Origin of the sequence: Streptomyces sp. NPDC091280, from assembly GCF_044768565.1 — a bacterium.
GTDB lineage: Bacteria > Actinomycetota > Actinomycetes > Streptomycetales > Streptomycetaceae > Streptomyces.
Window position 1 is genome coordinate 343367 of the sequence record NZ_JBIVUZ010000011.1, and the last position, 24266, is coordinate 367632.

At 70.5% G+C, this 24266-nt stretch carries 22 protein-coding genes; 16 read left to right on the forward strand and 6 right to left on the reverse strand.

All coding sequences use genetic code 11. The annotated features are described in order from the left end of the window. Positions 1-11 precede the first annotated feature (11 nt). The 11 genes from ACIQPR_RS32245 (at position 12) to ACIQPR_RS32295 (ending at position 12997) form a co-directional block, all read left to right on the forward strand. Positions 12-1229: a Gfo/Idh/MocA family protein gene (locus tag ACIQPR_RS32245; RefSeq protein ID WP_403655423.1), complete on the forward strand. Its 1218-nt coding sequence runs from the start codon at positions 12-14 to the stop codon at positions 1227-1229. Beyond that, positions 1229-2077, forward strand: coding sequence for a PmoA family protein (locus ACIQPR_RS32250; RefSeq protein ID WP_403655425.1), 849 nt, complete (start codon positions 1229-1231; stop codon positions 2075-2077). The genes ACIQPR_RS32245 and ACIQPR_RS32250 overlap by 1 nt, the downstream gene beginning before the upstream one ends. Continuing rightward, the gene (locus tag ACIQPR_RS32255) at positions 2074-3588 is read left to right on the forward strand and encodes a family 43 glycosylhydrolase (RefSeq protein ID WP_403655427.1); all 1515 of its coding nucleotides are present in this window, start codon (positions 2074-2076) and stop codon (positions 3586-3588) included. The genes ACIQPR_RS32250 and ACIQPR_RS32255 overlap by 4 nt, the downstream gene beginning before the upstream one ends. A 117-nt stretch (positions 3589-3705) precedes the next feature. Beyond that, positions 3706-5043: an ABC transporter substrate-binding protein gene (locus ACIQPR_RS32260; protein WP_403655429.1), complete on the forward strand. Its 1338-nt coding sequence runs from the start codon at positions 3706-3708 to the stop codon at positions 5041-5043. Positions 5044-5162: 119 nt separating this feature from the next. Further along, positions 5163-5948 (forward strand): rhamnogalacturonan acetylesterase, encoded by a 786-nt coding sequence (locus tag ACIQPR_RS32265; RefSeq protein WP_403655431.1) that lies wholly within the window; start codon positions 5163-5165, stop codon positions 5946-5948. 47 nt (positions 5949-5995) lie between these two features. Further along, on the forward strand, positions 5996-7279 hold the full coding sequence (locus ACIQPR_RS32270) for a polysaccharide lyase family 1 protein (protein ID WP_403655433.1): 1284 nt from the start codon (positions 5996-5998) through the stop codon (positions 7277-7279). A gap of 24 nt (positions 7280-7303) precedes the next feature. Then, on the forward strand, positions 7304-8461 hold the full coding sequence (locus ACIQPR_RS32275) for a pectinesterase family protein (RefSeq protein WP_403655435.1): 1158 nt from the start codon (positions 7304-7306) through the stop codon (positions 8459-8461). Next, a complete protein-coding gene (locus ACIQPR_RS32280) occupies positions 8458-9498 on the forward strand; it encodes a pectinesterase family protein (protein ID WP_403655437.1) in 1041 nt (346 codons plus the stop codon). The genes ACIQPR_RS32275 and ACIQPR_RS32280 overlap by 4 nt, the downstream gene beginning before the upstream one ends. 22 nt (positions 9499-9520) lie before the next feature. After that, on the forward strand, positions 9521-10633 hold the full coding sequence (locus ACIQPR_RS32285) for a chondroitinase-B domain-containing protein (RefSeq protein ID WP_403655439.1): 1113 nt from the start codon (positions 9521-9523) through the stop codon (positions 10631-10633). A 299-nt stretch (positions 10634-10932) separates the two neighbouring features. Continuing rightward, positions 10933-11724 (forward strand): HAD family acid phosphatase, encoded by a 792-nt coding sequence (locus ACIQPR_RS32290; protein ID WP_403655441.1) that lies wholly within the window; start codon positions 10933-10935, stop codon positions 11722-11724. Between the two features lie 118 nt (positions 11725-11842). Continuing rightward, positions 11843-12997, forward strand: coding sequence for a right-handed parallel beta-helix repeat-containing protein (locus tag ACIQPR_RS32295; RefSeq protein ID WP_403655442.1), 1155 nt, complete (start codon positions 11843-11845; stop codon positions 12995-12997). A gap of 194 nt (positions 12998-13191) precedes the next feature. On the opposite strand, the gene ACIQPR_RS32300 is transcribed toward ACIQPR_RS32295, so the two are convergent. Together ACIQPR_RS32300 and ACIQPR_RS32305 are read right to left on the reverse strand one after the other, a co-directional pair. Then, positions 13192-14049 (reverse strand): hypothetical protein, encoded by an 858-nt coding sequence (locus ACIQPR_RS32300; protein ID WP_403655444.1) that lies wholly within the window; start codon positions 14047-14049, stop codon positions 13192-13194. Continuing rightward, positions 14046-14612 (reverse strand): SigE family RNA polymerase sigma factor, encoded by a 567-nt coding sequence (locus ACIQPR_RS32305; RefSeq protein WP_403655446.1) that lies wholly within the window; start codon positions 14610-14612, stop codon positions 14046-14048. The genes ACIQPR_RS32300 and ACIQPR_RS32305 overlap by 4 nt, the downstream gene beginning before the upstream one ends. A 266-nt stretch (positions 14613-14878) precedes the next feature. On the opposite strand from ACIQPR_RS32305, the gene ACIQPR_RS32310 reads away from it, so the two are divergent. Beyond that, a complete protein-coding gene (locus ACIQPR_RS32310) occupies positions 14879-16330 on the forward strand; it encodes an NCS2 family permease (protein WP_403655448.1) in 1452 nt (483 codons plus the stop codon). A gap of 58 nt (positions 16331-16388) precedes the next feature. Here the strand turns inward: ACIQPR_RS32310 and ACIQPR_RS32315 are convergent, their stop codons facing one another. The 3 genes from ACIQPR_RS32315 to ACIQPR_RS32325 form a co-directional block, all read right to left on the reverse strand. After that, on the reverse strand, positions 16389-17846 hold the full coding sequence (locus tag ACIQPR_RS32315) for a peptidoglycan D,D-transpeptidase FtsI family protein (protein WP_403655450.1): 1458 nt from the start codon (positions 17844-17846) through the stop codon (positions 16389-16391). Positions 17847-17914: 68 nt separating this feature from the next. After that, the gene (locus ACIQPR_RS32320) at positions 17915-18382 is read right to left on the reverse strand and encodes a GNAT family N-acetyltransferase (protein WP_403655452.1); all 468 of its coding nucleotides are present in this window, start codon (positions 18380-18382) and stop codon (positions 17915-17917) included. A 3-nt stretch (positions 18383-18385) separates the two neighbouring features. Next, positions 18386-19159, reverse strand: coding sequence for an IclR family transcriptional regulator (locus ACIQPR_RS32325; protein WP_019067473.1), 774 nt, complete (start codon positions 19157-19159; stop codon positions 18386-18388). 140 nt (positions 19160-19299) lie between these two features. Here ACIQPR_RS32325 and ACIQPR_RS32330 point away from each other — a divergent pair, with 140 nt between their 5' ends. Further along, on the forward strand, positions 19300-20829 hold the full coding sequence (locus tag ACIQPR_RS32330; RefSeq protein ID WP_403655454.1) for an aldehyde dehydrogenase (NADP(+)): 1530 nt from the start codon (positions 19300-19302) through the stop codon (positions 20827-20829). Between the two features lie 29 nt (positions 20830-20858). Further along, on the forward strand, positions 20859-21467 hold the full coding sequence (locus ACIQPR_RS32335; RefSeq protein WP_403655456.1) for a DUF1349 domain-containing protein: 609 nt from the start codon (positions 20859-20861) through the stop codon (positions 21465-21467). On the opposite strand, the gene ACIQPR_RS32340 is transcribed toward ACIQPR_RS32335, so the two are convergent. After that, positions 21427-22809, reverse strand: a complete 1383-nt coding sequence (locus ACIQPR_RS32340; protein ID WP_403655458.1) for an MFS transporter — start codon at positions 22807-22809, stop codon at positions 21427-21429. The two genes, ACIQPR_RS32335 and ACIQPR_RS32340, sit on opposite strands and share 41 nt — an antisense overlap. 158 nt (positions 22810-22967) lie before the next feature. Between ACIQPR_RS32340 and ACIQPR_RS32345 the strand changes: the two genes are divergently transcribed. Together ACIQPR_RS32345 and ACIQPR_RS32350 are read left to right on the forward strand one after the other, a co-directional pair. After that, positions 22968-23459: a GNAT family N-acetyltransferase gene (locus ACIQPR_RS32345; RefSeq protein WP_403655460.1), complete on the forward strand. Its 492-nt coding sequence runs from the start codon at positions 22968-22970 to the stop codon at positions 23457-23459. Positions 23460-23536: 77 nt separating this feature from the next. Beyond that, positions 23537-24250, forward strand: a complete 714-nt coding sequence (locus ACIQPR_RS32350; RefSeq protein ID WP_403655462.1) for a DsbA family oxidoreductase — start codon at positions 23537-23539, stop codon at positions 24248-24250. The last annotated feature ends 16 nt before the right edge of the window (positions 24251-24266 follow it).

Below are 24266 nucleotides of genomic sequence, written 5' to 3' on the forward strand. Positions count from 1 at the left end.
GGGAGAATCCCATGACATCCGAGACCGGCCCCATCACCGGCCCCACGACCGCCGCCGCGCCCGCCGCCGCGGGGGTCACCCCACCCGTCACCGCACCTGTCACCGTCGTCCTCGCCGGCGCCCGCGGCCACGGCCGCTGGCACGTCGAGAACATCCGCCGGCTCCAGGACAAGGGCCTGGTACGCCTCGTCGGCATCTGTGAGCTGACCCCGCTGACCGAGGAGGAGTTCGGCGGTGAACTCCCGGCCCAGTCACCGGACTTCGGGGAACTCCTCGACTCGACCGGCGCCCGCGCGGCGGTGATCTGCACCCCGATCCCGACCCACACGGACCTCGCCCTGGCCGCCGCGAAGCGGGGCGTGCACCTGCTGCTGGAGAAGCCGCCCGCGCCCTCGTACGCCGAGTTCCGCCGGATGGCCGACGGGATCGCCGCGGCCGGAGTGGTCTGCCAGATCGGCTTCCAGTCGCTCGGTTCGCACGCCGTGCCCGCGATCCGGAAACTGATCGCCGAGGGCGCGATCGGCACGCCGACCGGAGTCGGCGGAGCCGGTGCCTGGGCCCGCGACGAGGCCTACTACCGGCGCGCCCCCTGGGCGGGCAAGCGCCGCCTGAACGGCGTCGACGTGATCGACGGCGCGCTCACCAATCCCCTCGCGCACGCCGTCGCCACCGCCCTCGCCCTCAACGGCACGACCCGCGCCGAGGACGTCACCCGCATCGAGACCGAACTCGTCCGGGCCAACGACATCGAGTCCGACGACACCTCCTGCGTCCGGGTCGGCACGGTCCAGGGCCGCCCGGTCACCGTCGCCGTCACCCTGTGCGCCGAACACCCCGGCGACCCCTATGTGGTGGTGCACGGCAGCGAGGGCCGGATCACCTACTGGTACAAGCAGGACCGCGCCCTGCTCCAGCGCGCGGGCCACGGCCCCGAGGAGTTCGAGTACGGCAGCACGGATCTGCTGGAGAACCTGGTCGCCCATCTCGTCGACGGCGAGGCGCTGTTGGTCGAACCGGACGCGACGGGCGCCTTCATGAAGGTCGTCGAAGCGATCCGCCAGGCCCCCGACCCGGTACAACTCCCGGCCGAGGCATGGCACTTGCTGCCCGCCGAGAACCGCCGGGTGGTCCCCGGCATCGACGCGCTGGTCACCACGGCGGCCGACACCCTCGCCCTCTACTCCGAGCTGGGCGCCCCCTGGGCCCCACCGAAGGAGGTGAGCCCTTGATGAACACCCAGCAGGACACGCCGGTGCTCCGCGTCGCGGGGCGCCCGGTCGCCCGGTACGTCACCAGGCCCGAGCTGCCCGACCGGCTCTCTCCGCGCCCGTATCTGCACCCGGTGACCACCCTGTCCGGTACGGCGGTCACCGAACTGAGCCCCGCCGACCACACCCACCACCTCGGCGTCGGTGTCGCCGTTCCCGACGTCGAGGGGCACAACTTCTGGGGCGGGCGCACCTACGTCCGCGACCAGGGGCCCACGGAACTGGACAACCACGGCGCCCAGCGCCACTCCGGTTTCCAGCTGCGCGACCCCGACGGCTTCGTCGAGGAACTGCGCTGGGTGGCCTTAGGCGCGGTGCTGCTGCGCGAGCGCCGCACCGTCGCCGCCACCGAACTCACCGACACCGCCTGGGCGTTGGACTTCACCTTCTCGCTCACGAACGTGACGTCCGGCCCCCTCTCGATCGGCAGCCCCGCCACCAACGGCCGCCCCGGAGCCGGGTACGGAGGCTTCTTCTGGCGGGCCCGCAAAGAGGCGGCGGCCCCGCGTGTCTTCACCGCCGACCGCGAGGGCGAAGGGGCCGTGCACGGCACCCGCGCCGACTGGCTCGCCCTCGCCGGCACCGGCTGGACCCTGGTCCTGGCCGGCGCCACCGACCGCTCCCGCCAGGACCCGTGGTTCGTCCGCACCGCCGAATACCCGGGCGTGGGCGCCTCGTTGGCCGCGGACCGACGCCTGCCGGTCCCGCCCGGCGACACGGTCGTGCGGCGCGTCGTCACCGTCGTCGCGGACGGCACCCTGGACCGGGCCGAGGCGGCGGTACTGGTGCGGAAGGCGGTCGGCCAGTGACCCCCGAGACGTACACCAACCCCGTCCTGAACGCCGACTGGTCCGACCCGGACGTCATCCGCGTCGGCGACGACTTCTACCTCACCGCGTCCAGCTTCGGCCGGGTCCCCGGACTGCCCCTGCTGCACTCCCGCGACCTGGTGAACTGGACCCTGGTCGGCCACGCCCTCCAACGCCTGGAACCGGCAAGCGTGTTCGGGACCCCACGGCACGACTGCGGGGTCTGGGCCCCCGCGTTGAGGTACCACGACGAGCGCTTCTGGATCTTCTGGGGCGACCCCGACCAGGGCATCTTCCAGATCAACGCCCCCGAGATCAGAGGACCTTGGACCCGCCCCCACCTCCTCAAGGAGGGCAAGGGCCTGATCGACCCCTGCCCCCTGTGGGACGAGGAGAACGACGGCGAGGCCTACCTCGTGCACGCCTGGGCCAAGTCCCGCGCGGGCGTCAAGAACCGCCTCACCGGCCACCGTATGCACCCCGACGCCACGACCCTGCTCGACGACGGCAAGGTCGTCGTGGACGCGGACCGCCTCCCCGGCTGGTTCACCCTGGAGGGCCCCAAGGTCCACCGGCGCGACGGCTGGTTCTGGATCCTCGCCCCCGCCGGGGGAGTCGGGACCGGCTGGCAGGGCGCGTTCCGCTCCCGCGGCTTCTTCGGCCCCTACGAGGAGAAGGTCGTCCTGGAACAAGGGGCCACCGACGTCAACGGCCCCCACCAGGGCGCGTGGGTGGACACCCCGTCCGGCGAGGACTGGTTCCTGCACTTCCAGCAGCGCGGCCCCTACGGCCGGGTCGTCCACCTCCAGCCGATGCGCTGGGGCGACGACGACTGGCCGGTCATCGGCGACGCGGGCACCCCCGTCGCCGTACACCCGAAACCCGGTCTGCCGCCGCAGCCGCCCGCCGCGCCCGCCACCGACGACGACTTCCCCGGCGGGCGGTACGGCCGCCAGTGGCAGTGGACGGCCAATCCCCGGGACGGCTGGGCCACGCACCACTCCGGCGACGGACTGCGGCTGACCTGCGCCCGTACGGCCGACACGCACGACCTGCGCAGGCTTCCGAACCTCCTCACCCAGCGCCTGCCCGGCACGCCCGTCGCCGTCGAGGTGGACCTGCGGCTGCGCGGCCAGGAACCGGGGGCGAGGGCGGGGCTGGCCGTGCTCGGCGACGCGTACAGCTGGATCGGGCTCCAGCGGGGCGCGGACGGGCAGGCGCGGTTCGTGCACCGCTTCGCCGAGCCCGCCGTCGAGCGCGAACGGGACGCGGGGGAGTCCTGCCCCGCACCCGAGGACCGGGTCCGGCTGCGGATCGAGATCGGCGCCGGGGCGCGCTGCCGCTTCTTCCACGACGTCGGGGACGGGCCGCGGCCGAGCGGCCAGGTCTTCGCCGCCACCCCCTGGCGCTGGGTCGGTGCCCTGCTCGGGCTGTTCGCGCTCGCACCCGTGGGCGCGGGACATGCCGGCGCGGCGGTGTTCACGCGGTTCCGGATCAGTTCTCTCCACTAACTCGCCCTGCCCGTACGCCTGTTGGGAGTCGCCATGACGCACCTCCGTAGCAAGCGCTTGCCAGTCACTGCCGGTGACCTCATCACCCCGTTGGACCCACCAGAAGAGAGCCGACCTATGAAGACCAGCATCCGCAGAACCCGGCGGGCCGCGACGGCCGTCGCCCTGGGCTCCGTGCTCGCGCTGACCGCCACCGCCTGCGGCGACGACGGCAGCGGCGGCGCGGGGGACAAGGGCGGTGAGGGCTCCGGCAAGGGCACGATCACCTTCTGGGACAACAACGGCGGTGTCCGTACCGACATCTGGAAGCAGATCATCGCGGACTTCGAGAAGAAGAACCCCGACATCAAGGTCAAGTACGTCGGGATACCGGCGGCCAGCGCCCAGTCCAAGTACGACACCGCGATCCAGGGCGGCGGGCTGCCCGACGTCGGCGGGGTGGGCACCGCGGTGCTCGCCGAGGTCGCCGTGCAGGGGGCACTGGAACCCTTGGACAGCCGGCTCAAGTCCAGTGCGCTGAACGGCAAGTTGAGCCAGAACCTGCTCGACGTCAGCAAGTCCGCCGGCGGCGGGGGCGCGCTGTACCAGATCCCGACCTCCGCGAACAACGGCACGCTCTGGTACCGCACCGACCTGTTCAAGGCGGCCGGTCTGGACGCGCCCACCACCTGGGCGAAGTTCTACGCCGCCGCCGACAAGCTCACCGACAAGGCGAAGAACAGGTTCGGCTTCACCATTCGCGGCGGTGAGGGGTCGATCGCGCCGGCCCTCGACGCGGTGTACGGGCAGACCGGGATCACCTCGTTCTGGAACGGCGACACGACGACGGTCAACGACCCCAAGAACGTGGCCGCGTTGGCGAAATACGTGAGCCTGTTCAAGAAGGACACACCGTCCGCCGACCTCAACAACGACTTCACCAAGATGGTCGCGCAGTGGGACAGCGGCACGATCGGGATGCTCAGCCACAACCTCGGGTCGTATCAGGACCATCTGAAGGCGCTGGGCGCGGACAAGTTCAAGGGCATTCCCAATCCCACGCTCGACGACGGCACGCGTGTGCAGATCTCCAACCCCGTCGACGGGCTGAGTCTGTTCAAGTCGAGCAAGAACAAGGAAGCGGCCTGGAAGTTCATCGAGTTCGCGGTGTCGGCGGCGGAGAACTCCAAGTTCAACGAGTCGGCGGGGCAGGTCCCGGCGAACACGGACGCGGCGAACGCGGCCTGGATCCAGAGCTCCGAGCCGACCCGGTTGGCGGCACAGGCGCTCAACGGCACCGACACGAAGATCGTGCAGCTGCCGTACTACCTGCCGGACTGGAACACGATCTCCAAGGCGGACAACGAGCCGAACTTCCAGAAGCTGCTGCTCGGGAAGATGACGGCGAAGGAGTTCCTGGACACGCTGGCCGACCAGCTGAACAAGGCCCAGGCGGACTGGAAGAAGAACCACTGACATCAGGTGGTTCTGGTGGGTGAGCGGGTGAGTGGGCGGGGGAGCGCGGGCCGGTGAGGGCCGGTCGCGCGCCCCCCCGCGCCCTCCCCGAAGGACAACGACCGGAAGGTGGGCCAATCGTGTCAATTACTCGGCGGCAGGTCGCGTTGGGCGCTCTCGCCGCCGTCCCCCTGCGAGGCGGTCGGCGAGAGCGCACGCTCTTCATCGCCGGAGATTCCACCGCCGCCCAGAAATACGTGCCCGAAGCGCCCGAGACCGGATGGGGAATGGCGCTTCCCTTCTTTCTGCGGAAGGGCGTGAAAGTCGCCAACCATGCCGTGAACGGCCGGAGTTCGAAGAGTTTCATCGACGAAGGGCGGCTGGCGGCGATCCTCTCCGTCATCCGGCCCGGTGACCTCCTTCTCGTCCAGTTCGCGCACAACGACGAGAAGACCGCCGATCCGACCCGCTACACCGAGCCCTGGACGACGTACCAGGACTGTCTGCGGCGCTATCTCGACGGCGCCCGCAGCCGCGGTGCCCGGCCGGTGCTCGCCACCCCCGTGGAGCGCCGCAGGTTCGACGCCGACGGCAACGCCCTCGCGACACACGGGGACTACCCGGCGGCGATGCGCGCGCTCGCCCGGCAGGAAGACGTCGCGCTGCTCGACATCGAGGCGTTGTCGCTGGCGCTGTGGCAGCGGCTCGGCGTCGAGGAGACGAAGGTCTACTTCAACTGGACCGACACCGAGCAGGACAACACGCACTTCAATCCGCCCGGCGCCATCGCCGTGGCGCGGCTCGTGGCAAGGGAGTCGGCCCGTACCCGGGTGCTCGCGCCGCACGACCTGATCCGGCTGCGCGAGGAGATTCCCACGTCCTGGATCACCTGGCCCGAGGCCACGGACGCCTCGGACCTCCGCTGAGCAAGGAGACCCGCACCGTGCGTATATCAATGTGTCATGAACGCGTCATGAGTGTGCTGGTGGTGGGGTGCACGGCACTGACCCTCGCCCTCACCGGCACCACCGCCCAGGCCCACCCGCGCGACCTCGCCCGCGAGACCCTCGGCGCCGGCGACGGCTGGGCCTCCTACGGCACCGGCACCAGCGGCGGTGCCGCCGCCACCCCCGACCACGTCTACACCGTCTCCAACTGGACTGATTTCAAGGCCGCGTTGGCCGCCGCCGGCACCGCGCCGAAGATCATCAGAATCAAGGGGACCATCGACGCCAACGCCGAGGGCTGCGACTCCTTCGCCGCGCCCGGCTACGACTTCGCGCAGTACCTCGCCACCTACGACCCCGCCGTCTGGGGCTACGACCGGAACCTCGACAACGAGCCCGCCGACAGCCCCGAGGGCCTGCGCCGCGTCTCCGCCGCCAACCAGAACAAGGTCATCAAGGCGGCCGTCCCCGCCAACACCACCATCGTCGGCATCGGCAGCAACGCCGGATTCAAGGGCGCCAGCCTCCAGATCACCGCCGTCGACAACGTCATCGTCCGCAACCTCGCCTTCGAGAGCCCGCTGGACTGCTTCCCGCAGTGGGACCCGACCGACACCGCCGTCGGCAACTGGAACTCCGAGTACGACAGCGCCGTCGTCTACGGCTCCACCCATGTGTGGCTGGACCACAACACGTTCACCGACGGCGCCCACCCGGACAGTTCGCTGCCCACCTACTACGGGCGGATCTTCGAACAGCACGACGGCGAACTCGACATCGTCAAGGGCGCCGACTACGTCACCGCCTCCTGGAACGTCTTCGCCGACCACGACAAGACGATCCTCATCGGCAACAGCGACAGCGCTTCGACGGCCGCCGTCGACCGGGGCCATCTGAAGGTCACCCTCCACCACAACCTGTTCTCCAACCTGGTCGAGCGCGCACCCCGCGTCCGGTTCGGGCAGGTCGACTCCTACAACAACCACTTCGTCGCCGAACCCGGCTACGGCTACAGCTACGGCATCGGCCTGGAGTCCCAACTCGTCGCCGAACACAACGCGTTCACGGTCCCGGCCGGCGTCTCCGAGGCGACCATCCTCAAGAAGTGGTCCGAGGCGCCGCTGACCGCCGACGACAACTACGTCAACGGCGAGCCCACCGACCTGATCGCCGTCCACAACGCCGGTGTGCCGAGCGAGATCCTCCGGTCCGGCGCGGGCTGGACCCCCACCCTGCGCACCCGGATCGACCCCGTGAGTGCCGTGCCGTGCATCGTCGACCACAACGCCGGTGCGGGGCACCTGCGCTGACCCCTCGTCACAAGGAGCACCCGCATGCCCTCGCACGAGCACCCCCGACACCCCCTGTCCAGAAGGGGGTTCCTCACGGCGGGCGCCGCCGCGGCCGTACTCGGCCTCGCGCCCGCCCCGGCCCGCGCAGCCACCCGGCCCCGCCCGTTCGGCCGCCACGGCTCACCGGCCGCCCGCCTCACCCCGCTCACCCTGTACGTCGACCCGTGCGGCCGGGGCGACTTCACGACCGTCCAAGCCGCCGTCACCGCCGCGACCGGTCCCGGGTACACCCTGGTCATCGCGCCCGGCGTCTACCGCGAGACGGTCACCGTCGGCCGCACCGACCCGGCGACCGGTCAACTCTCCGCCGCGGCGGGCGAGATGACCTGGCTCGGCGCCGCCGAGGACCCGCGTGCCGTCGTCATCGTCTACGACAACGCCAACGGCACCCCGAAACCCGACGGTTCGGGCACCTACGGCACCTCCGGCTCGGCCACCACCCTCATCCGCACCGACGGCTTCACCGCCCGCCGGATCACCTTCGCCAACGACTGGCTGCGCGCCGACCACCCCGGCATCACCGGCACACAGGCGGTCGCGATCAAGGTGCAGGGCGACCGGTCGGCGTTCCACGACTGCCACTTCCTCGGCCACCAGGACACCCTGTACGCCGACTCGTCGGCCCTCGGTGTCTTCGCCCGGCAGTACTACACGCGCTGCTACATCGAGGGGGACGTCGACTTCGTCTTCGGGCGGGCGACCGCCGTCTACGACCACTGCCACTTCCGGACCCTGAACCGCGCCGACCTGGCCACGGCACCGTACGGCTTCGTCTTCGCGCCCTCCACGGCGGTCGCCAACCCGCGCGGCTACCTGGTGACACACAGCCGCGTGAGCAGCCAAGCCCCGGACGGCTACTACAAGTTGGCCCGCCCCTGGGTGCCCGGCTCGGACCCCACCGCCCGTCCGATGCTCACCGTGCGGGAGACGCTGCTCGGTGCGGGGATCGACGCGGTGGCGCCGTACACCAACATGTCCGACGCCTATCCCTGGCAGAGCCAGCGGTTCGCCGAGTACCGCAACACGGGACCGGGCGCGGTCGTCGGCGTGCCGGAGAACCGGCCCCAACTCACCGCCGAGCAGGCCGAGTCGGCGACGCGAGAGGCCTATCTCGGCGACTGGGAACCGGGGCGGCGATGACCCCGCGCAGACGCACACTCCTCGCGGGGATCGCCGGGGGACTGGTGGCCGCCGCTGTCGCACCCGCCGAGGCCCTCGACCGGCGACGCGTCCTGCACGTCCGGCCCGGCGACTCCGTGCAGGCGGCCGTGGACACGGTCGACGGCGACGGCTGGACGATCGTCGTGCACCCGGGCGTGTACCGGGAAGTCGTCAACGTACCCGCGGAGGCGGCGGAGTTGACCCTGTGCGGCGCCACCCGCGACCCGCGTGCCGTCGTCATCGTCCACGACAACGCCAACGGGACGCAGAAACCCGACGGTTCGGGGACGTACGGCACCGCGGGCTCGGCGACCTTCAGCTCGGCGGCGCCCGGGCTGACCGTACGGGACCTGACCCTCGCCAACGACTGGCTGCGCGCCGACCATCCGGAGATCACGGGCACACAGGCGGTGGCCGCGTATGTCACCGGTGACCGCTCGCGGTTCGAGCACGTCAGGCTGCTGGCCCACCAGGACACGCTGTTCGTGGACACGACCGCACTGGAGGTGTTCGACCGGCAGTACTTCTCCCGCTGTTACATCGAGGGGGACGTCGACTTCGTCTTCGGGCGGGCCACCGCCGTCTTCGCGGACTGCCACTTCCACACCCTCGGACGGGACGTCGCCTTCACACCGAAGGGCATGGTCTTCGCCCCCTCCACCGCCCGCGCCAACCCGCACGGCATCCTCGCGGTCCGCTCCCGGATCACCTCCGGCGCCGAGGACGCCGCGTACAAGCTGGCCCGGCCGTGGGTCCCGTCGTACGAGACGACGGCGTGGCCGTCCCTCGTCGTGCGGGACACCCGGATCGGGCCCGGCATCGACCCGGTCGCGCCCTACACGAACATGCGCGACGCCTACCCCTGGCATTCGATGCGCTTTTACGAGTACCGCGACACGGGACCGGGCTCCGTGATCACCGTCCCGGAGAACCGGCCCCAACTCACGCCCGCCGAAGCCCGGTTGCACACCCCGGCGACCTATCTCGGCGACTGGCGACCCGTCCGCCCGCTCTGATCGACGAAAGGACCCGCACGTCATGCGTCGTATCAGCACCTTCACCGCGCTGGCCGTGACCACGGCCTCGCTCGGACTCGCCGTGATCGCCTCCCCGGCGCACGCGGCCACCGTGGTGGTCAGCAACTCCACCGACCTGACCAGCGCCATCAAGAACGCCACCGCCGGCACCGTCATCCAGGTCCGGGGCGGCACCTACTACCCGACCGCCACCCTTCAGTCGACGGCCAACGGCACCTCCTCCGCGCCGATCACCCTCACCGCGTACGGCTCGGAGACGGTGAAGATCGACGGCTCGTCGCTGCCGTCGGGATCCTGGATCTTCAAGCTGACCGCCGACTACTGGAACGTCTCCAACATCACCTTCCAGAACTCCCCGGACAGCGCGGTCGTCTGCCAGTCCTGCACCGGCACCAACTGGAACAACGTCAAGACCATCAACGGCGGCGACTCCGGCTTCACGCTCACCGGCGACGGCACCGTCGGCAACACGGTCAAGAACCTCGACTCGTACGGCAATTACGACGCCGCCACGCACGGCCAGAACGCCGACGGGGTCGCCATCAAGTTCGGCTCCGGAACCGGCAACCTCGTCACGGGCGCCCGCCTGTACAACAACTCGGACGACGGCATCGACCTGTGGTCCTTCTCGTCGACGGTCACCATCGAGCACAGCTGGTCCTTCGGCAACGGCGTCAACCGCTGGGGCGACTCCGCCTTCGAGGGCAACGGCAACGGCTACAAACTGGGCGGCAACGGCGTCACCCCCGCCCACGTCGTCAACAACTCGGCGGCCTGGGGCAACGCGGGCAACGGCTTCACCGAGAACTCCAACACCGGGGCCCTCGTCGTCAACCGCACCACCGCGTACGCCAACGGCAAGTGGGGCTACTACTTCGCCACCAGCTCGGCCAAGCTGGGCAAGAACCTCGCGGTGGGCAACGGCGGCGGTTCGGTCAGCAAGGGCTCCGCGGTCACCTCGGCCGACAACAACTGGGACTCCGGCGTCGCCACCCCGTCCTTCATCTCCACGGACGCGTCGTCGACGTACAACGCCCGTTCGTCGAGCGGCACTTTGCCGACGACGACGTTCCTGACGACGGGCAGCACGACGATCGGGGCGACGATGAACTGACCCGGCGCGTGGGCCCGCCCTCGGCGACAGGGCCCGTTCGCCGGGGGCGGGCTTCCGGTGCCGACGCCCTGCTCGAACCGGCTCTCGCGGAGCGCCTTGCCCGGATGGACTGCTGCCGTCTGGAAGTCCGATGCCGCCAGGGACATCCCAAGGGAGGGTCAAGTGCGCCCCATGGTGGGGTAATTCCGTGGTCTGTGGGTTATGTATCGATCGGATAAAGGCCCTCGCCTCCACGGTGTGATGCGCGTAGACAGTCTCTGACCTGGTGCATCACCCGAACAACCAGATCCGGAGATTCCATGCGGAAGTCCCTCAGAGCGGCCGCCGTCGGCGCCGCCTGTGTCGTGGCCGGCGCGGCCCTCTACGGCACGGGCGTCGCCACGGCCGGTCAGTCGACGGCCAACTCGACCCACGAGCCGTACAACATCGGCCTGTTGACGAAGGACATCGACACCTACTACGGCACCACGCTGGACAGCAACGGCGTCTACCAGGCCTCGGCGACCAGCCCCTACGCCAAGGACCTGGCGCGCATCGACGCGTCCGCCAAGAAGTACATCGACCAGGCGGCCCGCAAGCACCACAAGGGCGCCAAGCCGGCCGTCGTCTTCGACATCGACGACACGCTGCTGCTCAGCCTGGACTACGAGAAGAAGAACAACTACGGCTACAGCTCGGCCACTTGGGCCGCGTACGTCGCCCAGGCCAACCGCCCGGAGGTGTTCGGCACCCCCGAGCTGGTCAAGTACGCCGCGTCCAAGGGCGTCACGGTCTTCTACAACTCGGGTCTGAAGGAGTCGCAGCGCGCCTACGCGGTCGACAACCTGAAGAAGGTCGGCGCCGACGTCAACCTCGACGCCGACCACATGTTCCTGAAGGACGCCGACAACCCGCCGTCGTACCTGAGCGGTTGCGCGACCGCGGGTACGTGGACCTGCACCACGGTGCAGTACAAGTCCGGCACGAGGAAGCACATCGAGTCCCTCGGGTACGACATCATCGCCAACTTCGGCGACCAGTACTCGGACCTCGACGGGGGCTACGCCGACAAGACGTACAAGATCCCGAACCCGACGTACTTCGTGAGCTAGGTCTTTCCCGTTCCGTGGCAACCCTTTCCGGCCACGGCGGCGACCAGGACACAGAAACGGGCCGGGGCGGCCCCTCCGGCCCGTTTCGTCCTCGTCATCCAGGAAAGGAACCACCGCCGTGCGTACGAGCACCGGACGCCACCGCAGGACCCGCACCCTCTCGATCGCCGCCGCGGTGGCCGTCGCCGCGGGGGCGGGCGGCGTCTACCTCGGCCTCAACAGGGGCGGCGCGCAAGCCGCTTCGGCCACGATCACGGTCTCCACGACCGCCCAGCTGGAGTCGGCGGTCGCGAACGCCGTCGCCGGTACCGTCATCCAGGTCCGCGCCGGCACCTACACCCCGGCCGCCACCCTCAAGTCCACGGCGAACGGCACGAGTTCGGCCCGCATCACGCTGGAGGCGTACGGCACGGAGAAGGTCAGGATCGACGGTTCCAAGCTGCCGGCGGGCCAGTGGCTGGCCGGGGTCTACGGCGACTACTGGACCGTCCAGAACCTCACCTTCCAGAACTCCCCGGCCCAGGGCTTCGTGGCCACGTCGTCGGTCGGCGGCATCTTCAAGAACCTGGTGACGGCGAACAACGGCGACTCCGGCTTCACCCTGCGCGGCGACGGCACGACCGACAACCTCGTGCAGAACCTGGACAGTTACGGCAACTACGACGCCGCCGGACACGGTCAGAACGCCGACGGCATCGCCATCAAGTTCGGCTCCGGCACCGGGAACAAGGTCACCGGCGCCCGCCTCTACAACAACTCCGACGACGGCCTCGACCTGTGGCAGTTCTCCTCGCCGGTGACCATCGAACACTCCTGGGCCTTCGGCAACGGCAGGAACCGCTGGAACGACTCCGCCTTCGAGGGCAACGGCAACGGCTTCAAGCTCGGCGGCGGCGGAGTGGCGGTCGCCCACGTCGTCAACGACAACGCGGCCTGGGACAACAGCCTCAACGGCTTCACCGAGAACTCCAACACCGGCGCGATCGTCCTCAACCGCAACACCGCCTACGCGAACACCGCGGCGGGCTTCTTCTTCGAGACCAGCAAGTCCCGCCTCGCGCGCAACCTGGCCGTCGGCAACAAGGGCGGCCCGGACAAGCTGGGTTCGAGGGCGGTGTCCGCGGCGAACAACTGGGACAGCGGGGTCGCCACCCCGTCCTTCAAGTCGGTGGACGCGACGACGGCGTACGGGGCGCGTGCGGCGGGCGGGGCCCTGCCGTCCACGACGTTCCTCACCACGGGCTCCACGGTGATCGGCGCGACGATGGACTGACGCGGCCCTCAGGGCCGTTGACTGACGACGCCCCCGCCGGTCGTCACCGGCGGGGGCGTCCCTCTGCTGACCGAGGGGGGCTCAGGTCAGCAGGCCGAGGCAGTACGTCGCGCTGCGGCGCGTCCGAACTGCACGTACTGAAAAGGACGTTGAAAACGAACGCGGGGTTGTGTCCGTAGTGGGACCCGTCGTGCCTACGACTTCTGTGCCGCGAAGTCGCCCTTCACGGACAGCTGCCGGCCGGCCGCCGTGCCCGCCGCCGAGTAGCTGTCGTCCTTGGCGTCCCGGCCGCCGCGGTCATGGTTGTACTGTCCGGCGAAGACCCAGTCCCCGACCGCGACCGTACGGCCCTCCTTGAGCACCCATGTGTAGACGAGGAAGCCGTCCTGTTCCGTCACCGTCTGCGTGAAGTCCTGCTCGGGCAGCGAGCGCCAAGCGCCCGAGGAGGTGACCCCGCCCGTCTGCTTCACCTTCAACTGGACGGTGAGGGAGGTGAGTTGCTTGGTCGTCTTGAGGGTGACGTCGCTCTGCGCCCAGAAGTCGTTGCTGCCCGGGTCGATCGAGCCGTCCGACCACAGCGGGCCGTCCTGGGTGCCGGAGGCGGCCGGGAGCACCGGGGGCGCGGAGGACGACGTGCTCGCGGACGTGGTCGGAGTGGCGGTCGCTCTCGGCGTGCTGTGCGTGCCGCCCGAGCCCGAACTCGGCTTCGGGGCAGCCGGTGCGGTCGGCGTGCGGCTCGTCGCGTCGGGTGACGGCGTGGCGGCCGGGGTCGGTGAGACGGACACCGTCTGCTCGGCGGTGGAGCCGCTCTTCACCGCGGACGCCACCGCGTAGCCGCCGATCGCGAGGACGCTCGCCACCGCCGCCGTCGCGCCGACCACCCGCACCCAGCCGAACACGGGCGGCCGGGTGGCCCGGTGGTCGGGGCGCGTCTGCGCGGCCATACCGCGTTCGAGCCGCGCCAGGATGCGCGAACGGTCGGGTTCGTGCCCCTCGGCCGCCTCGCGCAGCCGGGCGCCCAGCCCGACGTCGTCGACGTCCTGGTGCCTCATCGCGTCCTCCCTCCGGTCTCGCCGCCACGTCCGATCGCCGCGTGCATCCGCAGCGGAGGGCTCTGCGGGCCGAGCAGACGCTGCAACTCGGCCATGCCCTTGGACGTCTGGCTCTTAACCGTACCGACGGAAACACCGAGGGCGAGCGCGGTGTCCTTCTCCGACAGGTCGAACGCGTGCCGCAGCACCACACAGGCCCGCTTGCGGAACGGCAGTCTGCGCAGCGCCTCCTGGACGTCGACCACGCTGGCCACGTCCGGGTTCTCGGTCTTCTCCTCGCGCTGCGACCAGAACAGGGCGACCCGCCGCCGCTCGCGCACCGCGCTGCGGATCCGGGTGCGGGCCAGGTTGGCGACGACGCCACGGGCGTAGGCCGCGGGATGGTCGGCGGCGCGCACGCGGTCCCAGCGGTGCCAGAGCGCGAGCAGCGCGTCGGCCGCGAGATCGTCGGCGGCGTCCGCCTCGCCCGTCAACAGGTGGGCGAGACGGGACAGTTCGGCGTAGTGGCGTTCGAAGAAGGCGTGGAACTCCACGGAGGCGGCGTCGTCGACGACTGTGCCCACGGCGGACCTCTCCCTCGCTGCGCGGTGGTGTGTGTCATGTAGATGACACGTGATCATTCCGGGGTGACCCTGGCGAGATCCGGAAGCGTAGCAGTGATCAACCGGCCGGATTGGTACAGGCCTTCGAATGGTGTCCGGCCGGTCGGCCGTGGATCGGCGTGCCGACTCCGATTCCGTAACACGGGGAAAACCTGAAACAGGTTCAACGCGGGAACAATCCAGCCAGCATCCGCGCACCGATCACTGAGGCAACGAGGAGTACCCGCATGTCCGAGTCACAGAAGGTGGCCGACCGGCCAAGTGCCGAACCACCGGCGGCGAACGGTGTCGACCGGTTCTTCAAGATCTCCGAACGGGGATCCACCTTCGGTCGTGAGATCCGCGGCGGCTTCGCCACGTTCTTCACGATGGCCTACATCCTGGTCCTGAACCCGATCATCCTGGGCAGCGCCAAGGACAAGTTCGGGCACTCGCTCGACACCGGCCAACTGGTCACCGCCACCGCCCTGGTGGCCTGTGTGATGACGGTCATCATGGGCGTCGGCGGCAACCTGCCCCTCGCCATCGCCGCGGGCCTCGGCCTCAACGCCGTCGTCGCCTTCCAGCTGGCGCCGCTGATGAGCTGGCCCGACGCGATGGGGCTTGTCGTCATCGAGGGCGTCCTGATCTGCGTGCTGGTCCTCACCGGGCTGCGCGAGGCGATCATGAACGCGATCCCGCAACAGCTCAAGCAGGCCATCGGGGTCGGCATCGGTCTGTTCATCGCGTTCATCGGCTTCGTCGACGCCGGCTTCGTCAGCCGTATACCGGACGTGGCACAGACCACGGTCCCCGTGCAGCTCGGCGCCGTCGGTCACCTCACCGGCTGGCCCGTCCTGGTGTTCTGTCTCGGCGTACTGCTGACCATCGCGCTGGTCGCCCGCAAGGTGAAGGGCGCGATCCTGATCAGCATCGTCACCATGACCGTGGTCTCGATCATCATCAACTCCGCCGCCGACATCAAGAGTTGGGGTCTGATGACCCCCAAGGTGCCGGACAAGATCGTGGACACCCCCGACTTCGGGCTCATCGGCCACTTCAGCCTGTTCGGGGCCTTCGGCGAGACCAGCGCGATCACCGTGATCCTGCTGATCTTCACGCTGATCCTGTCGGACTTCTTCGACGCCATGGGCACCATCGTGGGCATCAGCGCGGAGGCCGGTCTGCTGGACGAGCAGGGGCAGGTGCCGAACATCGGCCGTGTCCTGTTCATCGACGGTGCCGCCGCCGTCGCCGGCGGCATCGGTTCCGCGTCCTCCAACACCGCCTACATCGAGTCCGCCTCGGGTGTCGGTGAGGGCTCGCGCACCGGGTTCTCCAACCTGATCACCGGTGGGCTGTTCGGGCTCGCGCTGTTCCTCACCCCGCTGCTGACGATCGTCCCCTTGCAGGCCGCCGCGCCCGCGCTGATCGCGGTCGGGTTCCTGATGATGACCCACGTCAAGCACATCGACTGGGACAAGTACGAGATCGCGATCCCGGCGTTCCTGACCATCGCCGTGATGCCGTTCACGTACTCGATCACCGACGGGATCGGCGCCGGGTTCGTCGCCTACGTCGTGATCAAGGCGGTGCTCGGCAAGGCGAAGGAGGTCAACTGGCTGCTGTGGGGTGTCTCGGCGCTGTTCTTCGTGTACTTCGCCATCGACCCCGTCGAGCAGATCCTCGGCGTGAAGTGACGCACGCTGCGCGACCGGCCACGACAAGTCGTCGCCGCCGGTCGCGCAGCGCGAGGCGTCACAGCAGCGCCGCCTTCATCATCGCCTTGGCCACCGGGGCCGCCAGGCCGTTGCCGCTGATCTCGGACCTCGCCGCGTCCGACTGCTCGACCACCACCGCCACCGCGACCTCCTTGCCGGTCGAGTCGGACTTGCCGTAGGACGTGAACCAGGCGTACGGGGACTGGTCGTTGTTCTCGCCGTGCTGGGCCGTGCCCGTCTTGCCGCCGACCGTCACGCCCGCGATCTGCGCGTTCGTGCCGGTGCCCTCGGTGATGACCGTCTCCATCGCCGACTGGAGCTGCCGGGCGGTGCGCGAGCTGACGATCTGCTTCGTCGTCGTACCGCTGTCGTAGTCGTGGACCACGTCGCCGCCGCTGTCGGTGGTCTGCGACACCATGTGCGGGGAGACCAGCTTGCCGTCGTCGGCGATGGCGGCCGACACCATGGCCATCTGGAGCGGGGTGGCGGTCACGTCGTACTGGCCGATGCCGGTCAGGGCCGTGGACGACTTGTTCATGTCCGACGGGTAGACGCTTGGGTAGGCCCGCACCGGGACGTCCAGCTTGTCGTCGTTGAAGCCGAACTTCTCGGCCATCGCCTTGACCTTGTCCTGCCCCAGGTCGACGGCCATCTTCGCGAACACGGTGTTGCACGAGTACTGGAGCGCGACCCGGATCGAGGCGTTGGTGCAGGGCGCGGAGGAACTCTCGTTCCGCAGCGGGGTGACCGTGCCCGGCAGGGTGTACGGCGAGGGGCTGGTCGTCTTCTCGTCGACCGAGGAGTACAGCCCGTCCTCCAGGGCGGCTGCCGCCACGACCAGCTTGAACGTCGAGCCCGGCGGCAGCGGCTGGCGCAGCGCGCGGTTGGTCAGCGGCTTGTCGGGGTCCGCGTTGAGCTTCTTCCAGGCGGTGGCGGCGGTGTTCGCGTCCGTCAGCGACGAGGGGTCGTAGGACGGCGTCGAGACGACGGCGAGGATCTTGCCGGTCGTCGGGTCGATCGCGACCGCCGCGCCCTTCTTGTCGCCGAGCGCGCGGTACGCGGCCTTCTGCACGTCCGGGTCGATCGTCGTGACCACGTTCCCCGGGGCGGCCCGCTCGCCGGTGATGGTGTCCATGACCGTCTTCAGGCCGCTGTCCGTGCCGTCGAGGAGGTTCGCGTAGATCCCCTCCAACTGCGTCGGCGCGTAACTCTGCGAGGCGTAGCCCGTCACCGCCGCGTAGAGCTCGCCGTCCGTGTACGTGCGCTTGTACGCGAGGTCGCTGTCGCCTCCGGTCCGCGTCGAGCCGGTGATCGCGTTCCCGGCCACGATGATGTTCCCGAGCGGGTCCGCGTACGTCGCGATCACGTTGCGCCGGTTGTCCTTGTCGTCCGCGAGCGCCTTGCCGTCGTAGAACTGCACCCAGGTCGCCCTCACCAGGAGAGCGAACACCAGGAGCAGTACGAACACGGAGGTGCGCCTGATCGTCTTGTTCATCCCGCACTGAAGACGACCGGGAGGGAGGGAATCGTTCCCCTTACGGCGCTTTTCTCATCCGGTGCTCATCAAGTCAGGGCCAGCACCAGCTCGTCGATCTGAGCGCCCCGCGCGTTCGCGAACCCCCGCGCGTGCGCCGTCACACGGAAGCCGCACTTCTCCAGCACGCGCCGGGAGCCCGCGTTGTCGGCCGCCACGCGCGCGTGCAGCGGCCGTTCGGGCACCTCGGCCAGCAGGTCGCGCAGCGCGGCCGTCGCGATGCCCTGGCCCCAGTAGGCACGGTCGATCCAGTACGTCACCTCGCGCGCGCCCGCCTCGCCGTACACGGCGGCGCTGCCCACCACGTCACCGTCCACCAGGACCGTGCGCAGCACGTCGGACGAGGCGCGGACGCGCTTCCAGTGGGCGTCGAAGGCGTCCCGGTCGGCCGGGGCCGCGGGCGTGAAGGCGGCCATCCGCAGCGACTCGGGATCGTTCGTCTGCCGGAAGAAGACCGGCAGATCGCTGTCGTGGACCGGGCGCAGTGCGACCTGCATGGGTCAGAGCCTCCGGGTGGCGAGCGTCAGCCGGTCACGGGCGTCGAACAGGGCGTCCTTCACCATCTGCTCGTGCGCGGGCGTCAGCCGCGCCACCGGCACCGAGCAGCTGATCGCGTCCCGGGCCGGGGTGCGGTAGGGGATCGCGACGCCGAAGCAGCGCAGGCCGAGGGTGTTCTCCTCGCGGTCCACGGCGAAGCCCTGCTCGCGGACCTGGTGCAGCTCCTCGATGAGCTTCTCGCGGTCGGTGATCGTGTGCTCGGTGAGCGCGGGCAGCGTCTCCGGGAGCATCTTGCGGACCTGCTCGTCCGAGTAGGTGCTCAGCAGCGCCTTGCCCAGCGAGGTCGAGTGCGCCGGGAGGCGGCGGCCGACCCGGGTGAAGGGCCGTAGATAGTGCTGGGACTGGCGGGTGGCCAGATAGACCACGTTCGTGCCGTCGAGGCGGGCGAGGTGGATGGTCTCGGTGGTGTCGTCCGAGAGCCGGTCCAGGGTGGGGCGGGCCGCCGCCACCACCTCGTCGCCGTCGATGTACGAGGTGCCGACCAGCAGCGCCCGTACGCCGATGCCGTACCGCGTGCCCGTGGCGTCCGTCTCCACCCAGCCCAGTTCCACCAGCGTGCGCAGCAGCATGTAGAGGCTGGACTTGGGATAACCGACGGCCTCCTGGACCGCCGCGAGGGAGTGCATACCGGGCCGGCCCGCGAAGTATTCGAGCAGCTCCACCGTCCGCACCGCGGACTTGACCTGTGCCCCGCCGCCTGTCTCGCCTGCCGACATCGCCCTTGACCCCTTCGTTCGACGAGAACCTTGAGTTATCGTCTCCACGAGCATATTCATCATCAGAGACAGCGTTCAGCATATCGAACGAGCCTGGTGAATGACCCAGAACTGCGGCATTACATGTGGAGGGACCCGCGGTGGCAGCAGCACCAGTCTGGAGTGTCGACCCCCGAACCGGGAAGCAGCGGGAACAGGTTGCGGTGGAGGCCACAGCCCAGGAGGTGGACGCCGCCGTCCGCGCGGCCCACGCCGCCCGCGGCGCACTCGCCGACCGCACGGTCCGCGCGGCCTTCCTGCGCGGCGCCGCCGACCAGCTCGAAGCGGCCCGGGACCAGCTGGTCGAGGTCGCCGACGCGGAGACCGCGCTCGGCCCGGTCCGGCTCAACGGCGAACTCGCCCGCACCTGCTACCAGTTGCGCGCCTTCGCGGACATCGTCGACGAGGGCGCCTTCCTCGACGTCGTCATCAACCACCCCGACGACACGGCCACCCCGCCGATCCCGGACCTGCGCCGCTACAAGGTGCCGCTGGGCGTCGTCGCCGTCTACTCCGCCTCCAACTTCCCCTTCGCCTTCTCCGTCCCCGGCGGCGACACCGCGAGCGCGCTCGCGGCCGGCTGCCCGGTCGTCGTCAAGGCGCACCCCGACCACCCCGGCCTGTCCGAGCTGGTCGCCAAGGTGCTGCGCCGGGCCGCCGCCGAGCAGGGCGTCCCGGACGGCGTCCTCGGCCTGGTGCACGGCTTCGAGGCGGGCGTCGAACTGGTCCGGCACCCGCTGGTCGCGGCGGCCGGCTTCACCGGTTCGGTACGCGGCGGCCGTGCCCTCTTCGACGCGGCGGCCTCCCGGCCCGTCCCGATCCCCTTCCACGGCGAACTGGGCTCCCTCAACCCCGTGGTGATCACCGAGGCGGCGGCGGCCGAGCGGGCCGAGGCGATCGGCACCGGGCTCGCGGGCTCGATGACCCTGGGCGTCGGACAGTTCTGTGTGAAGCCGGGACTCGTCCTGGTGCCCTCGGGCTCCGCCGGGGACGGGCTGGTCAAGTCCCTCACCGACGCCGTCAGCGACACGGACTCCGGAGTCCTGCTGGACCACCGGATGCGCGACAACTTCCTCGCGGGGGTCTCCGAGCGGGCCCAACTCCCCGACGTGGACTCGCCGGTGACGCCCGGCGCGGGCAGCGAGCACACCGTGAGCCCCGGCTTCCTGACGGTGCCGGCGGACAGGCTCGCGGCCGAAGGGGCGTACGACCTGCTGCTCGAAGAGTGCTTCGGGCCGGTCACCGTGGTGGCCCGCTACGACGACGACGCGCAGGCGAACGCCGTGCTGTCGCGGCTGCCGGGCAACCTCACGGCGACGGTCCACCTGTCGGCCGAGGAGGCGGCGGGCGAGGGCCGGGGGGCCGAGATCCTGGCCGAACTCACGCCGCTGGCCGGGCGGGTGCTGGTGAACGCGTGGCCCACCGGGGTCGCCGTGGCACCCGCGCAGCATCACGGCGGGCCGTACCCGGCCACCACCTCCACGTCGACCTCCGTCGGCGGCACGGCCATCGAGCGCTGGCTGCGGCCGGTCGCCTACCAGAACACCCCCGAGGCTTTGCTGCCGCCGGAGCTGAGGGACGACAACCCCCTTGGGCTGCCCCGGCGTTACGACGGGCACCTGGAGCGGTGACGTTCGCCGGGGCCTGACATAGTGGGCGGATGGACTTGGAACTCCCCGAACTGCCCTTCCCCCTCCGCAGTTATGGTCCCGACGGGCATTGGTCCTACGAGGACGGTGTGCTCACCGGATGGGCGGGGCCCCGGCAGGACCGGTTCGTGCCGCCCACCGGGGAGGGGCTGGACCCCGCCTCCGACGCGCCCCGGCTGCTCGGGGCGCCGCACGGGGACTTCCAGCTCGTCGCGCGCGTGACCGTGGGCTTCGCGGGGTCCTTCGACGCCGGGGTGCTCTACGCGCATGTGGGGGAGCGGGCCTGGGCGAAGCTGTGCCTGGAGTACTCGCCCGATGTGCCCACCGTCTGCACGGTCGTCACGCGGGGGCACTCCGACGACGCCAACTCCTTCACCGTGGAGGGGAGTTCGGTGTGGCTGCGGGTGAGCCGCACCGGCCGTGCCTTCGCCTTCCACGCCTCCCGCGACGGCGAACGGTGGATCTTCGTACGGCTCTTCACCCTCGGCGACGAGAAGGAGACGGACGCCGCCCTGGTCGGGTTCATGACGCAGTCGCCGATGGGCGAAGGGTGTGTCGTGACCTACGACCACCTTGAGTTCAGGGCGAGTTGGCCGGACGACCTGAGAGACGGAAGCTGAGCGAGGCCGTCACCGCGAAGAGGGCCGCGCTGATCGCGAGGCTCTCCCGCAGTCCCCTCGTGAACCCGTCGGAGACCAGCGCCCCGAACACGGCGATCCCCAGCCCGCCGGCCACCTGCCGCGCCGAGTTGAGGACCCCGGCGGCCAGCCCCGCCCGCTCGGCCGGAACCGCGTCCATCATCGCGATGGTCAGCGGCGGGACGGTCAGCGCGCAGCCCAGGGCCATCGGGACCAGCAGCCAGGCCACCAGGAGCGGAGGCGTGCCCTCGTCGACGCCGAGCAGCAGCAGCGCGCCCACCGCGGCGAGCGACTGGCCCGCCCGCATGGGGAGTTGGGGACCGTGGCGGGCCGCCAGCTTCCCCGACACGAGGTTCGCCACCCCGATCAGACCGGTCATCGGCAGGAACATCAGCCCGGCGTAGAGCGCCGAACGGCCCTGCACCTGCTGGAAGAAGAGCGAGAAGACGAAGACCAGGCCGAAGAAGGCGACGCTGCACGCGGCACCCGACGCGACCGCCACGGACACCGTACGACTGCGGAACAGGCGGAACGGCACCACCGGATGCGACCGGCGCAGCTCGACCCGGACGAAGAGCGCGCCCGCGAGGACCCCGACGAGCAGCGCGACCGCCCCGGTCGTCCCGCCCTCGATCACCGCGAAGGTCACGCCCGTCAGCGCGAGCACCGCCAGCAGCTGGCCCGGGACGTCCAGCGGCGCGGGCCTGCGCTCCGAACGCGGCGCGCGGACCAGCAGCAACAGCGCCGCCGCGCCCAGCGGCAGGTTGACGAAGAACACACCCCGCCAGTCCCAGAGCGTGGTCAGCGCGCCGCCCGCCACCGGACCCAGGGCGACCGCCACCGCGCCTCCGGCCGCCCAGGTCGCCACCGCCCGCGCCCGTCCGGCCGGCTCGGGGTAGGCCTGTCGGACCAGGGACAGCGAGGCCGGCAGGACGACGGCCGCCGCCACGCCCTGCGCCGCGCGCGCGGCGATCAGCGCGGGCAGGTCCGGGGCCAGGCCGCAGGCGGCCGAGGCGAGGGTGAAGACCGCGAGGCCGATCGCGTACGCGCGGCTCGCCCCGGCCCGGTCCGCGAAGGCTCCGGTGGACAGCATCAGCGCGGCGAAGGACAGCGTGTACGCGTCGACCACCCACTGGAGCCCCGCCATCCCGCCGCCGAACGCGGCCTCGACGGACGGCAGCGCCACGTTCACCACGGACGCGTCGAGGCTGATGAGCGCGAAGCCGAGGAGGGCGGCGGCGAGGACCAGCCCGGGGGAGGGGCTCTTCAACCCGCCATCGCGGAGCGTGAGTCGAGTGGCGGACGAGGGGGCGGGGGACGTCATACGTCCATGCTGCGGGCGGGCGACGCCGTGGAGTAGTGGCCGCAACGCCATGCGCCCGGAGGTTCCGGCCATAGGTTCCGGCCATCGACCGGTCCGGCCGTCCCCGCCCCGGGTCGCCGTCCGGGAACCGCAGCGGGGCACCTCACGTCCTCGGTCCCATGACGAGCGCTCGCCCCACCGACACCCCGATGATCCGCCCGGCCCGGCCCGCCGACGTCGAGACCATCACCGACCTGCACTTCCGCGCCCGGTCCACCTACTACCCCGACGGGCTTCCGCCGTCCGACTTCGACTGGGGCGCCGCCTGGCTGGCCTCCGTCGAACGCCCGGACGGCCTTGTGCTGTGCGCGGTCGAGGAGGGCCGGCTCGTCGCCGTGGCCTCCTCCCGCACCCCGGAAGACGGCCCCGCGGACACGGTCAAGCTGTTCCAGTTCCACGTCGACCCCGACCGCTGGCGCTCCGGCCTCGGCACGGTCCTGCACACGGCCTGCGTCGAGCGCTGGCGGGCCGACGCCCGCAGGGCCGCCGTACTGGACGTGCACGCCGACAACGAACGCGCGCAGGCCTTCTACGTCCGTCAGGGCTGGGTCGCCGACCCGGCCGACGGCGGTCACCATCTGGGGATGCGGCTGGACCTCGCCGGGGAATGAAGCGGGCCGGAGGGGCGTTCACGGGGGAAACGGAGGGAGTCTCCGTCCACCGCACACGTCCTGGAAAGAGCCGAAGAATGCGCGTCGAGATCTGGTCGGACATCGCCTGCCCCTGGTGCTATGTCGGAAAGGCCCGCTTCGAGAAGGCCCTCGACGCCTTCCCGCACCGCGACGGCGTCGAGGTCGTCCACCGGTCCTTCGAACTCGACCCCGGGCGCGCCAAGGGCGACATCCAGCCCGTGCTGAAGATGCTCACCAAGAAGTACGGCATGAGCGAGGCGCAGGCACAGGCCGGCGAGGACAACCTCGGCGCCCAGGCCGCCGCCGAAGGCCTCGACTACCGCACCCGCGACCGCGACCACGGCAACACCTTCGACATGCACCGCCTGCTCCACTTCGCCAAGGAACAGGGCCGCCAGGACGAACTGATCCAGGCCCTGTACAAGGCGAACTTCGCCGAGGAGCGGTCCGTCTTCGGCGACGACGAGCGCCTCGTCGAGCTGGCCGCGGGCGCCGGCCTCGACGCGGACGCCGCCCGCAAGGTGCTGGCCGACCCGAGCGCCTACGCCGACGACGTCCGCGCCGACGAGCGCGAGGCCGCCGAACTGGGCGCCAACGGCGTCCCGTTCTTCGTCCTCGACCGCAAGTACGGCGTGTCCGGCGCCCAGCCCGCCGAGGTCTTCACCCAGGCCCTGACCCAGGCATGGGGCGAGCACGCACCGCTCAAGCTCATCGACAACGGCGACGCCGAGGCCTGCGGCCCGGACGGCTGCGAGGTCCCGCGGTCCTGAAAGCCGCAGGTCGGGG

Coding starts and splice junctions, on each gene's coding strand:
- ACIQPR_RS32275 (WP_403655435.1), top strand. CDS start 7,304: ATGCCCTCGCACGAGCACCCCCGACACCCCCTGTCCAGAAGGGGGTTC.
- ACIQPR_RS32245 (WP_403655423.1), top strand. CDS start 12: ATGACATCCGAGACCGGCCCCATCACCGGCCCCACGACCGCCGCCGCG.
- ACIQPR_RS32345 (WP_403655460.1), top strand. CDS start 22,968: ATGACGAGCGCTCGCCCCACCGACACCCCGATGATCCGCCCGGCCCGG.
- ACIQPR_RS32285 (WP_403655439.1), top strand. CDS start 9,521: ATGCGTCGTATCAGCACCTTCACCGCGCTGGCCGTGACCACGGCCTCG.
- ACIQPR_RS32315 (WP_403655450.1), bottom strand. CDS start 17,846: ATGAACAAGACGATCAGGCGCACCTCCGTGTTCGTACTGCTCCTGGTG.
- ACIQPR_RS32260 (WP_403655429.1), top strand. CDS start 3,706: ATGAAGACCAGCATCCGCAGAACCCGGCGGGCCGCGACGGCCGTCGCC.
- ACIQPR_RS32250 (WP_403655425.1), top strand. CDS start 1,229: ATGAACACCCAGCAGGACACGCCGGTGCTCCGCGTCGCGGGGCGCCCG.
- ACIQPR_RS32350 (WP_403655462.1), top strand. CDS start 23,537: ATGCGCGTCGAGATCTGGTCGGACATCGCCTGCCCCTGGTGCTATGTC.
- ACIQPR_RS32340 (WP_403655458.1), bottom strand. CDS start 22,809: ATGACGTCCCCCGCCCCCTCGTCCGCCACTCGACTCACGCTCCGCGAT.
- ACIQPR_RS32300 (WP_403655444.1), bottom strand. CDS start 14,049: ATGAGGCACCAGGACGTCGACGACGTCGGGCTGGGCGCCCGGCTGCGC.
- ACIQPR_RS32280 (WP_403655437.1), top strand. CDS start 8,458: ATGACCCCGCGCAGACGCACACTCCTCGCGGGGATCGCCGGGGGACTG.
- ACIQPR_RS32335 (WP_403655456.1), top strand. CDS start 20,859: ATGGACTTGGAACTCCCCGAACTGCCCTTCCCCCTCCGCAGTTATGGT.
- ACIQPR_RS32310 (WP_403655448.1), top strand. CDS start 14,879: ATGTCCGAGTCACAGAAGGTGGCCGACCGGCCAAGTGCCGAACCACCG.
- ACIQPR_RS32320 (WP_403655452.1), bottom strand. CDS start 18,382: ATGCAGGTCGCACTGCGCCCGGTCCACGACAGCGATCTGCCGGTCTTC.
- ACIQPR_RS32325 (WP_019067473.1), bottom strand. CDS start 19,159: ATGTCGGCAGGCGAGACAGGCGGCGGGGCACAGGTCAAGTCCGCGGTG.
- ACIQPR_RS32290 (WP_403655441.1), top strand. CDS start 10,933: ATGCGGAAGTCCCTCAGAGCGGCCGCCGTCGGCGCCGCCTGTGTCGTG.
- ACIQPR_RS32270 (WP_403655433.1), top strand. CDS start 5,996: ATGAGTGTGCTGGTGGTGGGGTGCACGGCACTGACCCTCGCCCTCACC.